The organism is Deinococcus indicus (genome assembly GCF_002198095.1).
GTDB classification, from domain to species: domain Bacteria; phylum Deinococcota; class Deinococci; order Deinococcales; family Deinococcaceae; genus Deinococcus; species Deinococcus caeni.
Window position 1 is genome coordinate 258,222 of sequence record NZ_NHMK01000009.1, and the last position, 12,656, is coordinate 270,877.

The following is a 12,656-nucleotide window of genomic DNA, read 5'->3' on the forward strand; positions in this document are numbered from 1 at the left end:
AGTGCCAGAGGGGACAGGCATGGAACACGTCTTCTGTCACGCCGTTCCTGCCCACCCCCTCCCGGCCTCCCCCCTCAAGGGGGAGGGGCAAACACGGCGTGTTCGTCGCTGGTCTGCCCTGAAGGGATGAACCTGTCCGCAGCACCGATGAATGCTGCGGTGCGGTCAGCGGTCAGCGGTTCTACGAGCGCTCGCCGCCACCCGGCGCGACGGGCACCGGCGCCTGCAGGTGGCGGACCAGCATGACCAGCACGACGCTGGCGTGCAGCGAGAGCAGCATCAGCAGTTCCAGGGTGGGCTGCATGACGTAGCCCACGGCGCCCACCAGCTGGAACAGCGTGAGGATCAGCAGGCCCTGCGCCCGGCGGTCCGGCACGCACAGGTAGACGTAGGTGCCGCCCGCCATGCTGAACATCAGCGGGAGCAGCAGTGTGTTAAGCATTTCTTGATGCATGCTTCATTATGTGGGGGGCATCATGACAGCGGCATGACCGCGCCGGCCGTCCGGACCTTCACAGTCGTTTCCGCTTCCGGAACTGCCTAAACAACCCTGGCCGGGACCGGGCCACTCACAGGCGGTAGCGGTCCAGGCGGGCGGGGTCGATCCGGTGATCCCGCAGGGCCGTCACGTCCAGCCAGCCGTCCCGGAACGTGATGGGCGCATCCAGCAGGTCGTCCTGCAACTTCAGCACGAAACTCAGTTCGCACGGCTCGGTCACCTCGGCCTGGGTGGACAGCAGCGCCGCGTGGATGGTGCCCAGACCCGTACTGGCCTGAGAGCCCACCATGCCGCGCTTGCCGTGCGCCGCCGCGCGGGCCAGCATGTTCAGGCCGTCGGTGAACCCGTTGCGGGCGGTCTTCACGTTCAGCACGTCGAAGGTGTCGAAATCCAGTTCGCGTTCCAGATCGGCCGGCGTGAAGCACGAATCGTCCGCCACGACCGGCAGCCGCCCCAGGGCGTGCAGCGTCGCGCGGGCGCGCAGGTTCCGGGCCGGGAGGGGTTCTTCCACGTACATCAGGCCCGCCGCGCGCATGGCGTCCAGCGCCGCCGGGGCCGACTCGGGGCTCAGCGTCTCGTTGCTGTCGGCGTACAGCAGCACGTCAGGGCCGAACTCGTCGCGTAGCGCCCGGATCACGCGCAGGTCGCGTTCGTGTTCGCGGCCCACCTTCACCTTCAGGCAGCGCACCCCGGCCGCCACGACCCGCCGCGCCTCGGCCAGCATCTCGTCCGGCGCGGCGATGCCCAGGATGAAACTCACGCGCACGCGGGTGTTCGGTCCCAGCAGCGTGTCGAACAGCGTCCCGCCGGCGGCGCGGGCGCGGGCGTCGTGCAGGGCCATGTCCAGCGCGCCGCGCGCCGTGTGGTTGTTCGTCACGCTGCCCCGCACCCGTTCCAGCGCCGCCGTGTCCGTGATCTCCAGGCCGCGCAGGCCCGCTTCTAGGTGGGCGAGGATGCCCAGCACACTCGCGGTCGTCTCGCCGTAGATGGTGGGGCGCGGCGTCGCCTCGGCCAGCCCCACCGTGCCGTCCGAGAGGGTCACGCGCACCAGCACGTGCTCGGCCACGCTGAGGGCCGAGTGCGCGCCCCACGCCAGCGCCGAGGTCAGCGGCAGCCGGAAGGGAACGCCCTCGACCCGCGCGACGGTGGGGGCACTCACGCCGCGCCCCCGGCCCAGGCGCGCACGGCGGCCGCCACGCCCGCCGGGTCCAGCGCCACCGTGTCCAGCACCAGCGCCCGCGCGGGCGGCAGGGTCCGCAGGAACGCCTCGGCGGCCGCCGGGTCGTAGTTGCGCCGCTCGGACACCACGATCCGCACCTTCGCCAGCACGTCCGCCGGCGCGAACCCCTGGGCGGTCAGGTCCGCCAGGGCGTCCAGTTCCGCCGGGGTGAACACGGCCTCCACGCCCGCCAGCGCCGCCAGTTCCGCCCGCAGCGTCCCGCCGGTCCCGGCCGTCACCTGATCGAAACTGTCCGCGCGGCCCAGCAGCCGCCGCACCCGCACCGCGTCCGGCGCGCCGAGCGCCACGAAACGCCACGCCGGGAACGACTCGGCCGCGAAACGCACCTCGTCCAGGCCGCGCAGCCCGTCGAACACCGGCGCCTCGCCCCAGTGCCGCACGTCGGCGACCAGCGACCCCAGCGCCTGCGCCATCCCGCCCGGCTGCTCCTGGCGGTAGCGGGCGGTCAGCCGGAAGCGTTCCTCGCGGTCACGGACCGGCACGCCGCCCGTGGCGGGCAGGATCATCACGGCGTCCGTCACTTCGCGCCGGTCCGGCAGGACCCGCACGCCCGCGTCTGCGCCGGTCAGGGCGGCCAGCGCCGTACTTTTCCCCACGCCGGTCACGCCGACCAGCACGGTCAGCGGCAGCCCGGACAGCCGCCGCTCGGACGGAGAGAGAGGCGCGGCGTCGGCACGCAGGAACGGCAGGGACGGACCAGGGAGGCTCACGGTCCCGAGCCTAGCCCCTGCGCCGCGTAAAGAGGGGGCCAAGGTTCAGTCAAGTTGTCATGACGGGCGCCGCACGAGAACGGAGCGGCCGCTTCCTACACTCGGGAACGGAGGCATCATGACCCGACTCAAAGGCAATTCCGGCGGTAACGGAGGCAAACTCCTGATCCTGCTGCTCGCGCTGATCGTCCTGTTCCTGCTGGCGTACTTCCTGTACCTCAAGCCCCAGGGCCTGCTGGACCTCGGCTTCATCTGACCGCGCCCCTGCCGGTGACCGCTCCCGCCGACGACCGCCCCGCCCGGTGAACGGGCGCCGGGAGGGGCGGCGCCCCCGGAGTCGCCCCCCGCGTGCCGCGCGTCGCGGCGACACCCCACCTGCCCACCAGGGCGCGGCACCCCCACCTCACCCCGCATCCCCAGGACGCTGTCCTGCACCCGGAGTCCCCCATGATCAAAGCCAAGGAAATTCTCGGCCGTCCCATCATCGCCATCAGCACCGGCGAGAAGATCGAAACCGTCCACGACGTCATCTTCGACCATCAGGCCAACCAGGTGCTCGGCCTGCTCGTCGATGAGGGCGGCTGGTTCAGCGCCGCCAAGGCCGTGCCGTTCGTGCAGGTCCGCTCCATCGGCGAGGACGCCATCATGGTCGCCGACCCCGACGCCGTGACCACCACCCGCGAGGACGGCCGCCTGAAAGAGGCGCTGGACAGCAAGACCAGCCTGATCGGCCTGACCCTGCTGACCACCGACGGACAGAACCTGGGCCGCATCGCCGACGTGTTCTTCGACGAGCAGACCGGCCGTGTCGAGGGATACGAGGCCACCGGCGGCCTGTTCGCGGACCTCAGCAGCGGCCGGACCTTCGTGCCGGTCCCCGAGAGCGTGCAGATCGGCGCGGACACCGCCATCGTCCCGGTCGAGGTCGCCAGCGCCATGCAGGAACAGGACGACGGCGGCCTGAAGGGCGCGCTCCAGAGCGCCGGTCAGGCGGTCGCCGGGGCGTACACCGGCGCGGCCGACAGCGTGAAGGGCGCCTACGAGAACATCGCCGAGGCCACCCGCGAACGCCAGAAGGAGTACGCGGTCGGCAAGACCGCCGGCGGCGACATCACCGCCGAAGACGGCCGGGTGATCGTCTCGAAGGGTGAAACCATCACCGCCGCGCAGGCCGACGAGGCCGAGACGGCCGGGAAACTCGCCGCGCTCGCCACGGCCGCGACCGGCGGCGTGATCGCCGACGCCTACGGCAGCGCCCGCGACCGCGTGCAGGACACCTACGCCGACGTGAAAGACGCCACCGCCGAACGCCAGAAGGCGTACGTGACCGGCAAGACCGCCAGCAGCGACATCAGCACCGACGCCGGCGAGATGATCGTCGCCTTCGGGGAGACCATCACCGCCGAGCACGCCGACCGCGCCGAACAGACCGGCCGGCTGGGCGCCCTGACCGCCGCCGCGACCGGTGGAGCCATCAGCGACGCCTACGGCAGCGCCCGTGACCGCGTGCAGGACACCTACGCCGACGTGAAGGACGCCACCGCCGAACGCCAGAAGGCGTACGTGACCGGCAAGACCGCCAGCCGCGAGATCGCCACCGAGGCGGGCGAGGTCATCGTGCCGGCCGGCGCGACCATCACCTCCTTCCAGGCGGACCGCGCCGAGCAGACCGGCCGACTGGCCGCCCTGACGGCCGCCGCGACCGGCGGAGCCATCGGGACCGGCGTGCAGACCCTGCGGGAACGCGCCGCGCTGGACCCCAACACCCTGGAAGCCACGGTGGGTCGCCGCGTCCGCAGTGACGTCCGCGCTCCCGGCGGGAGCCTCGTGGCGGCGCAGGGGCAGATCGTCACGCAGGCCATCGCCGACCGCGCCCGCCACCTGGGCGTGGAGCAGGCCCTGATCGGCGCGACCACCGGCGGCGCCGCCAGCCCCGCAGCCGGGACCGCCGTCGCGGGCGGATTTGCCAGCGTCAGCGAGGGTGCCGGGAACCTGATCGACCGCGCCAAGGCGTGGCTGGGCGACAAGCGCGACCAGGCCGGCGAGGCCATCGACCAGCGCCAGCAGGAAGCCGAGGAACAGAAGGTCCGCGACGCCCTGGGCCGCCCCGTGACCCGCGTGATCCTCGCGCCGGACGACTCGATCATCCTGAACATCGGCGAGATCGTCACCAACCGCGCCGTGCAGGCCGCCCGCGACGGCAACGTGCTGGACATCCTGGTCAGCAGCGTCAGCAAGGACACGCCGCACATCGACCCGCTCGCCAGCCGCCCCGACGCGACCGGCGAGGCTGCCCTGCCCGAACAGGACGTCCCGGACAGCCAGCCCCCCCGCTAAACGGACCGCCCACCCGGCCGCGCCCCTGACCCTGGGGGCGCGGCCCCCTGTCTGCCCGGTTTCCCGTGTGCCCGGTTGCCTGTCTGCTTCCCCCCGATTCCCGCGCCGCGCAGGGCCTATCCTGGGCGGCATGATCGAGTCGCTCATCGGCCACACGCCCCTGGTGCAGTTGCGGCGCGTCACGGACCCCGGCATGGCGGACGTGTTCGTGAAACTGGAAGGCCAGAACCCCGGTGGGAGCATCAAGGACCGCACCGCGCTGGGCCTCGTCGAGGACGCCGAACGGCGCGGCCTGCTGAAACCCGGCGGGACCATCGTGGAACCCACCAGCGGCAACACCGGCATCGGACTGGCGCAGGTGGCGGCCGCCAAGGGCTACCGCCTGATCCTGTGCATGCCCGCCCAGATGAGCGAGGAACGCAAACGCACCCTGGCCGCGTACGGCGCGGAACTCGTCCTGACCGACCCCGAACGGCGCATGCTGGCCGCCATCGAGGAAGCCGAAGCCATCGCCGCGCGCACCGGCGCAGTCATGATGGGCCAGTTCACGAACCCCGCCAACCCCGCCGTACACGAGGCCACCACCGGCCCGGAACTGTGGGAGCAGATGGGGGGACGCATCGACGCCTTCGTGTACGGCAGCGGCACCGGCGGCACCATCAGCGGCGTGGGCCGCTACCTGAAACGCATGAACCCGGCCGTGCAGATCGTCGCCTGCGAACCCGCCCGCAGCAACGTCCTGAGCGGCGGGGAACGCGGCGAGCACGGCTTCCAGGGCATGGGACCGGGATTCGTGCCCGCCAACCTGGACCGGAGCGTCATCGACGATGTGATCACGGTCTGGGAGGAGGACGCCTACCCCCTGGCCCGCCGACTGGCGCGCGAGGAAGGCATCTTCGTGGGCATGAGCAGCGGCGCGATGGCCTGGGCCGCCCTGGAAGTCGCCCGCCGCCTGGGACCGGGCCGGCGGGTGGCGACCATCGCCTGCGACACCGGCGCCCGCTACCTGACCACCAGCCTGTTCCAGCAGGAGGACGACACCCCGCCCGGCTACCTGCCCCGCTCACGCGAACGCACGGACCGCGCCGCCACGACCTGACACGGACTCCGATTGAATGGGCTGCAGGGCCTGCTGGGTCCGAGTACAGCGACTCGGAGAGCTGCCCCGCAGAGTGGAAGCAACACGCCCCTCCGGACGTGGAGCCGGTAGGGGCGGTGAAGTTCCGGATCGTTGGCGAAACAAACGGCAGTCCGGATCAGCAATAGTGTGGGCACTGTTCAAGCGTCAGAGGGGGACAAGCGGGGAACACGTCTTCTGTCACGCCATTCCTGCTCACCCCCTCAAGGGGGAGGGGTCAACACAGCGTGTTCATCGCTGGTCTGCACTGAAGGGATGAACCTGCCCGCACCATTGATGACACGGACTCCGATTGAATGGGCTGCAAAGCCCGGTCAGCCCGAGCGGCAGACGCCGGGGCGGGCAGGCGCGTGGCCCGTCCGCCCCGGCGCCAGTCAGGGTCAGCGGCGCTGGCCGGCCCCGCCGAACATGCCGATCAGGTCGTCCAGGGCGCTGCCGTCGCCGTCGCTGTCCAGCGCGCGGTTCAGGGTGCCCATCAGGCCGCCGCCGGCCGGAGCGGTCTGCTGCGGTGCGGGGGCGCCCCCCAGGACGCTGCCCAGCAGGCCGCCCAGGTCGCCGCCCGTGGACGCCGGCGCGTGGCCGGTCTGCGCCTGGGGTTGCGTGCCGCCGCCCAGCATCCCGCCGAGCAGGCCGCCCAGTCCGCCGGCCGCGCCGCCACCCAGCAGGCCGCCCAGGACGCTGCCCAGGTCCGCGCCGCCCGCCTGGGCGCCCTGCCCCTGCCGCTGGCGGCTGAGGTACGCCAGGACCAGCGGGGCCAGCATGCTCATGATCTGCATGGCGAGCTGCGGGTCGATCCCGGCGCGTTTACCCACGGCCTGCGCGGCCTGACCCTGCTGCGCGCCGAACACGTGCCCTAGGATCTTCTGGCCGTCCTGCGTGTCGGGCGTCTGCCCCTGCGTGAAGGCGTCCAGGGCGCTGCCGTCGTGGCGGTTCAGGGCCCCGCTCAGGGCGTCCAGGCCGCCGGGCTGCGCGGCGTTGCGGGTCAGGGCGCCCAGCAGCAGCGGCAGCGCCGCCTGGATGGCCGCCTGGGTCTGGTCGGGGCTGGCGCCGGTCTGCCGCGCGACGGTCTGCTGCGCCTGTCCCATCCCGCCGAGCATGTTGAAGATGTCCATCATGGTGTGTTCCTCCGCTTGGTGAAGTGCGTTCAGCGTACCCTGCGCGCGCCCTGCCCCCGCCGGGGGGTTCTTGAGGAATTCCTGACATAGAACGCCGCTTCCTCGGCCACACGGCGTATTCCGCGTCCGTCCCCGCGCCTGTAGCCTGAACGCTTCCGGTTCGGCAACTGGAGGAGGGAACCTATGACCACCATGCCCGCCCCCCCCACGGGGGGCCACGTTTCACGTCTGTCCCGGCTGGCGCTGCCCTGGGCGGTGGCCCGGCTGGGCTTCCGGCGGCAGTTCGCGTATCCGCAGGCGGCCCTGTGGGGCCTGATCACCAACTCGTTCTTCGGACTGCTGCGCGTCGCGGTGCTGCTGGCGCTGTTCGGCACCCGCCCGCAGGTGGCCGGGTACACCCCGCAGGACGCCATCACGTACACCGGCCTGACCCAGGCGTTCATCATGGCCTTCAGTCTGTTCGGCTGGTTCGACTTCATGCGCGTCATCCACCGGGGCGAGGTGACGGCGGACCTGCTGCGCCCCGCCAGTCTGCTGGGCTTCTGGGCGGCGCAGGATGCCGGGCGGGCGCTGGGACAGCTGGTGCTGCGCGGCCTGCCGATGCTGCTGATCTTCCAGGTCATCTGGGGCCTGAACTGGCCGCCCGGCCCGCTCGCGTGGGCGCAGGTCGTCCTGAGCGTCCTGCTCGCCTGGGCGTGCGGGTTCCTGTTCCGTTTCCTGGTGAACTGTGCGGCGTTCTGGTCGCCGGACGCGGTGGGCTTCGGGCGCTTCGCGTGGGCGCTGCTGGGCCTGGGCTGCGGCTTCCTGATGCCCCTGGCGTTCTTCCCGGAAGGCTTTCGCGCCGTGCTGGCCTGGACGCCCTTTCCGGCCATGCTGAACACCACCGTGGAACTGTGGGTGGGGGTCACCGGCGGCGGGGCAGCCTGGGCAGCACTGGGCACGCAGTTGGGCTGGACCGTGGCGCTCCTGCTCGCCTGTCAGGTCACGCTGCGCGCGGGCCTGCGGCGGCTGGAGGTTGCCGGTGGCTGACGTCCGGCATCACCTGACCCTGTACCTGCGACTGCTGGGCGCGCAGATCCGCTCGCAGGGCGCGCACCGCACCTCGTTCATCCTCGACGCGCTGGGCAGCCTGCTCATCACCGCCGCCGAGTTCGCCGCGCTCGCGCTGGTCCTCCCACGCTTCGGCGGGCTGGGCGGCTGGACGCTGGGCGAGATCTGCCTGCTGTACGGCCTCGCGGAACTCGCGTTCGTCCTGATGGACATCCTGTTCGGGGGGTTCGACGCGCCCAACCTGTCCGCGCACGTCCGCAGCGGCTCGTTCAGCACCTTCCTGCTGCGCCCCGCCCCGCTGACCCTGCAGGTGTTCGCGTCCGACTTCGCGCTGCGCCGCATCCCGCGCGTGCTGCTCGCCGCCGCCATCGCCGGGTACGGCCTCCTGCACGCGCCGCTGGCCGCCGGGCCCGAGACGGCCGCCCTCCTGACCGCCGCCGTGCTGGGCATGATCTGCTTCTTCGGCGGGCTGTTCGTCATCGGCGGCACCCTCACGTTCTGGACGGTGGACAGCGTCGAGGCCATGAACGTCCTCACGTACGGCGGCCGCACCCTGATCAGCTACCCCATGGACATCTACTCCGCGTGGCTGCGCCGCACCTTCACGTACCTGATCCCCGCCGCGTTCCTGTCGTACCTGCCCGCCCTGCACCTCCTGGGTCGCCCCCTGCCCGACGGCCTGCCCGGCTGGGCCGCACTGATCGGCCCGCTGGCCGGACCGCTCGTGCTGGCCGGGGCGTTCGCGTTCTGGCGCGTCGGCGTGCGGCACTACCAGGGCACCGGCACATGAAACCGCTCGCCACACACCCGAAGGGAGGCACTCCATGATTCACGTCGAGCACCTGCGCAAGACCTTCACCACCCGCACCGGCCGCTTCCTGAGCGCGGGGCGCCGCACCCACGAGGCCGTCCGGGACGTGTCCTTCCACATTCCACGCGGCGAGATCGTCGGGTACCTCGGGCCGAACGGGGCGGGGAAGAGCACCACCGTCAAGATCCTCACCGGCCTGCTCGTGCCCGACAGCGGCGCCGTCAGCGTGGGCGGCCTGACGCCCTGGCAGGACCGCCGCCGTCACGTCGCGCGGCTCGGCGCGGTGTTCGGGCAGCGCACCACCCTGTGGTGGGACCTGCCGGTCATCGAGAGCCTGCGCCTGCTGCGGCACGTCTACCGCATCCCGCAGGGCCGCTGGCAGGCGAACCTGAGCACCTTCACGGACCTGCTCGACCTCGGGCCGTTCCTGCACACGCCCGCCCGCGCGCTGTCGCTGGGGCAGCGGATGCGCGCCGACCTCGCCGCCGCGCTGCTGCACGACCCGGAGCTGCTGTTCCTGGACGAACCCACCGTCGGCCTGGACGTCGTGGCGAAGGACCGCATCCGCGACTTCATCACGCACATCAACCGCGAGCGTGAGGTCACGGTACTGCTGACCACGCACGACCTCGGGGACGTGGAACGCCTCGCTAGGCGCGTGCTGATCATCGACCACGGGCAACTGCTGTTCGACGGTGACCTCGCTCGCCTCCAGGCCGCGTACGGCTCGCAGCGCGAACTGCACGTCGAGTTCAGCGAACCCGTCCCCGACGCCGGGGTGCCGGGCCTGACCCTCCTGAACCACGAACCGGGTCGCGCCACGTACGCCTTCACGGGCGCCGCTGCGGACCCCATCGCCCGCGTCACCGCGCACGCCCCCGTCCGCGACCTGACCGTGCGCGAACCGGACATCGAGGCCACCATCCGCCGCATCTACGAGGGCGACCTGCTGCGCGCCGGGGTACGGTAGAGGCGTGACCGACTCCGACCACTCCGGCCCGCCCCCCAGCGTCAGCACCGGCACGCTGGTCCTGGTGATCCTGACCTTCGCGGTGGTCGCCAACACCCTGTCCCTGGTCCTCATCCCGGAGGACCGCGCCCTGCGGCTGGCCCTCGCCGCGTTGCCGGTCGCCGGGCTGATCTGGAGTGCCGTGGCGGTGTGGCGCACACGCGCAGTTCCCGGTGCGTGGCCGGCGTGGCCGATCATGCTGACCCTGTGGGCCGCACTGGTGTCGAACACGACGCTGCAACTGATTCTGGGACGGCCGGTCGCCACCCACCAGTGGATTGCACTCGCACTGAACACGGTCGTCTGCGGGCTGCCGCCGCTGCTGTCACGCCGCCGCTGACCCTTCTCATGGGGGTCTTACCTAGGCTGCGGGCGTGGAAGGACTGACCCTGGACCTGCTGCTGGGCGCGCTGCTGATCTTCGCCCTGCGCATCGTGGACGTGTCGCTCGGAACGCTGCGCATCGGGATGCTGGTGCGCGGCAAACGCCGGCTGGCGGGCGTGCTGAGCTTCTTCGAATCGCTGATCTGGCTGGTCGCGGCCGCGCAGGTGCTCGGCAAACTGGAAAGCCCCATCCAGTTCGTCGCGTACGCCGGCGGGTACGCCACCGGCACCATGCTCGGCGCGAACATCGAACGCTGGCTGGCGGTCGGGAAGGTCGTGCTGCGCGTCATCGTGCCCGTCAGCGCCCCGGACGTGCAGGACGCCCTGCGTCAGGCCGGCCTCTTCGTGACCACCGTGAACGCCAGCGGCCGCGACGGCGAGGTCCGCGTGATGTTCAGCGTCATCGCCCGCAAGAAACTCCGCGCCGCGCTGCGCGTCATCGAAGCCACGTACCCTCGGGCGTTCATCACGGTCGAGGAGGTCACCACCGCCCAGCTTCAGGAGGTCGCCACCCGCGAGGACCGGCTCTCACGGCGTTTCCGGATGATCCGGAAGTAAACCGTGCGCCGTGCGCGGTAGGCAGCGGGGAGTGATACGGACTCCGATTGAATGGGCTGCAAAGCCCGTTCAATCCGAGCGAAGCGAGTGGGAGCAACACGGGTTCCGGACGTGGAGCCGGCAATCCGGTGAAGTTCCGGATTGTTGGCGAAACAAACGGAATCCGTATGAGAGGGCACAGCGAAGTGGGGCCGCCTTCCATCGCGGAAGGCGGCCCCACGGCGCTGACCATCCGGATCAGGGGGCGGGCGGCGTGACGGGCGCGGCGGCGTCCGGTGAGCTGGGAGCCGGCGCGGTGGGGGCCAGCGCGCCGGGGGCCGGGCGGGGGCGGCGCTTCTCGCTCTGCAGGGCGCGCATCAGGGACACGCACATGCCCAGCATGACCACGCTGAACGGCAGGGCCGCCACGATACTGGCGTTCTGCAACCCGCTCAGGCCGCCGCTCAGCAGCAGCGCCACCGCGATCAGGCTCTGCAGCACCCCCCAGCCGAGCTTCACGCGCCCGCCCGGATTCTCGCTGCCCTCGCTCGACAGGCTGCCCAGCACGAACGTGGCCGAATCGGCGCTCGTGATGAAGAACGACGCGATCAGCAGGGTCGCCAGCACGATCAGGGCGCCGCTCAGCGGGAAGTGACCCAGTAGCGCGAACAGCGCCGTGGACACGTCGGCCTTCGTGGCCTCCACCACCGCGCGGTCCCCGGCGATGGTCTTCTGCAGGGCGCTGCCGCCGAACACGCTGAACCAAGCGAAACTCACGAGGCTGGGCACCAGCAGCACGCCCGTCACGAACTCCTTGATGGTCCGCCCGCGCGAGATCCGCGCGATGAACAGCCCCACGAACGGCGCCCACGCGATCCACCACGCCCAGTAGAACAGCGTCCAGCCGCCCACCCAGGTGTTCCCGCTGAACGGGGTCAGGCGCGTACTCATGCCCACCAGATCCTGCACGTACCCGCCCACGCTGGTCGTGAATGTCTCCAGCAGGAACCGCGTGGGACCCAGCACGAACACCGCCAGCATCAGCAGCGCGGCCAGCACCATGTTCGTGTTCGACAGCAGCTGGATGCCACGCGTCAGGCCGGTCGAGGCGCTGATCAGGTACAGCACCGTGACCACCCCGATGATCGTCAGTTGCGTCGGCACGCCCACCGGCACCCCGAACGCGCTGTTCAGGCCGCTACCGATCTGCACCGCCCCGAAGCCCAGCGAGGCGGCCACGCCGAACACGGTCGCGAGGATCGCCAGCACGTCGATCAGCTTCCCGGCCGGACCCTCGACCCGGTCGCCCAGCAGCGGGCGGAACGTGCGGCTGATCAGGGCCTTCTCGCCGCGCCGGAACGAGAAGTACGCGATGCTCAGGGCCACCACGCTGTAGATCGCCCAGGGGTGCAGTCCCCAGTGGAAGAACGAGTACTTCAGGGCCGTGCGGGCCGCGTCGGCCGTCTGGGCCTCCACGCCGGCCGGCGGGGTCAGGTAGTGCGAGACGGGCTCGGCCACGCCCCAGAACACCAGCCCGATGCCCATGCCGGCGCTGAACAGCATCGCGAACCACGAGCCGCGGCTGAACTCGGGTTCCTCGTCGTCCCGGCCCAGCTTCACCTGCCCGTGACGGCTGAACGCCAGGTACACGCAGAAGATCAGGAATGCCAGTACGGCCAGCAGGTAGTACCAGCCGAAACTTTCGGTGGTGAAGGTCATGGCGGCGGTGGCCGCCGCGCCGAACCCCTCGGGATTCAGCAGGCCCCACAGCACGCAGGCGGCAATGATGGCCATGGACAGGTAGAGAACCACGGAAGGAACCTCCAG

13 protein-coding genes are annotated in these 12,656 nt (G+C 71.2%); 8 read left to right on the plus strand and 5 right to left on the minus strand.

The window, feature by feature from the left end:
* Positions 1 to 181 precede the first annotated feature (181 nt).
* From CBQ26_RS03835 to CBQ26_RS03845, 3 genes are all read right to left on the minus strand, one after another.
* Entirely contained in the window at positions 182 to 442 is a 261-nt protein-coding gene (locus CBQ26_RS03835) for a hypothetical protein (protein WP_229844264.1), read from the minus strand.
* Between the two features lie 127 nt (positions 443 to 569).
* The gene (locus tag CBQ26_RS03840; protein ID WP_172417902.1) at positions 570 to 1,658 is read right to left on the minus strand and encodes an enolase C-terminal domain-like protein; all 1,089 of its coding nucleotides are present in this window, start codon (positions 1,656 to 1,658) and stop codon (positions 570 to 572) included.
* Entirely contained in the window at positions 1,655 to 2,449 is a 795-nt protein-coding gene (locus tag CBQ26_RS03845) for a P-loop NTPase family protein (RefSeq protein WP_172417903.1), read from the minus strand. Before CBQ26_RS03845 ends, CBQ26_RS03840 begins: the two co-directional genes overlap by 4 nt.
* Positions 2,450 to 2,567: 118 nt before the next feature.
* On the opposite strand from CBQ26_RS03845, the gene CBQ26_RS21725 reads away from it, so the two are divergent.
* The 3 genes from CBQ26_RS21725 to cysK all read left to right on the plus strand — a co-directional run bounded on the left by CBQ26_RS21725 (position 2,568) and on the right by cysK (position 5,885).
* Positions 2,568 to 2,705: a hypothetical protein gene (locus CBQ26_RS21725; RefSeq protein WP_172417904.1), complete on the plus strand. Its 138-nt coding sequence runs from the start codon at positions 2,568 to 2,570 to the stop codon at positions 2,703 to 2,705.
* A 191-nt stretch (positions 2,706 to 2,896) separates the two neighbouring features.
* Positions 2,897 to 4,786, plus strand: coding sequence for a PRC-barrel domain-containing protein (locus tag CBQ26_RS03850; protein WP_088247261.1), 1,890 nt, complete (start codon positions 2,897 to 2,899; stop codon positions 4,784 to 4,786).
* 130 nt (positions 4,787 to 4,916) lie between these two features.
* Complete coding sequence (cysK, locus tag CBQ26_RS03855; protein ID WP_088247262.1) at positions 4,917 to 5,885, plus strand: cysteine synthase A; 969 nt, start codon at positions 4,917 to 4,919, stop codon at positions 5,883 to 5,885.
* Positions 5,886 to 6,304: 419 nt separating this feature from the next.
* Here the strand turns inward: cysK and CBQ26_RS03860 are convergent, their stop codons facing one another.
* Positions 6,305 to 7,039 (minus strand): DUF937 domain-containing protein, encoded by a 735-nt coding sequence (locus tag CBQ26_RS03860; RefSeq protein WP_088247263.1) that lies wholly within the window; start codon positions 7,037 to 7,039, stop codon positions 6,305 to 6,307.
* Between the two features lie 183 nt (positions 7,040 to 7,222).
* Here CBQ26_RS03860 and CBQ26_RS03865 point away from each other — a divergent pair, with 183 nt between their 5' ends.
* Genes CBQ26_RS03865 through CBQ26_RS03885 form a run of 5 tightly spaced genes read left to right on the plus strand, consistent with a single transcriptional unit; the run spans position 7,223 to position 10,850 of the window.
* The gene (locus CBQ26_RS03865) at positions 7,223 to 8,068 is read left to right on the plus strand and encodes an ABC transporter permease (protein WP_229844263.1); all 846 of its coding nucleotides are present in this window, start codon (positions 7,223 to 7,225) and stop codon (positions 8,066 to 8,068) included.
* Entirely contained in the window at positions 8,061 to 8,879 is an 819-nt protein-coding gene (locus CBQ26_RS03870; RefSeq protein WP_229844262.1) for an ABC transporter permease, read from the plus strand. The genes CBQ26_RS03865 and CBQ26_RS03870 overlap by 8 nt, the downstream gene beginning before the upstream one ends.
* Before the next feature lie 34 nt (positions 8,880 to 8,913).
* Positions 8,914 to 9,870 carry an ABC transporter ATP-binding protein gene (locus tag CBQ26_RS03875; protein WP_088247264.1) on the plus strand — a complete coding sequence of 319 codons (957 nt, stop codon included), beginning with the start codon at positions 8,914 to 8,916 and terminating at the stop codon, positions 9,868 to 9,870.
* Positions 9,871 to 9,874: 4 nt separating this feature from the next.
* The gene (locus CBQ26_RS03880; protein WP_088247265.1) at positions 9,875 to 10,249 is read left to right on the plus strand and encodes a hypothetical protein; all 375 of its coding nucleotides are present in this window, start codon (positions 9,875 to 9,877) and stop codon (positions 10,247 to 10,249) included.
* Positions 10,250 to 10,283: 34 nt separating this feature from the next.
* The gene (locus CBQ26_RS03885) at positions 10,284 to 10,850 is read left to right on the plus strand and encodes a DUF2179 domain-containing protein (protein WP_088247266.1); all 567 of its coding nucleotides are present in this window, start codon (positions 10,284 to 10,286) and stop codon (positions 10,848 to 10,850) included.
* Positions 10,851 to 11,087: 237 nt separating this feature from the next.
* On the opposite strand, the gene CBQ26_RS03890 is transcribed toward CBQ26_RS03885, so the two are convergent.
* Positions 11,088 to 12,641, minus strand: coding sequence for a glycine betaine uptake BCCT transporter (locus CBQ26_RS03890; RefSeq protein WP_088247267.1), 1,554 nt, complete (start codon positions 12,639 to 12,641; stop codon positions 11,088 to 11,090).
* Between the last annotated feature and the right edge of the window lie 15 nt (positions 12,642 to 12,656).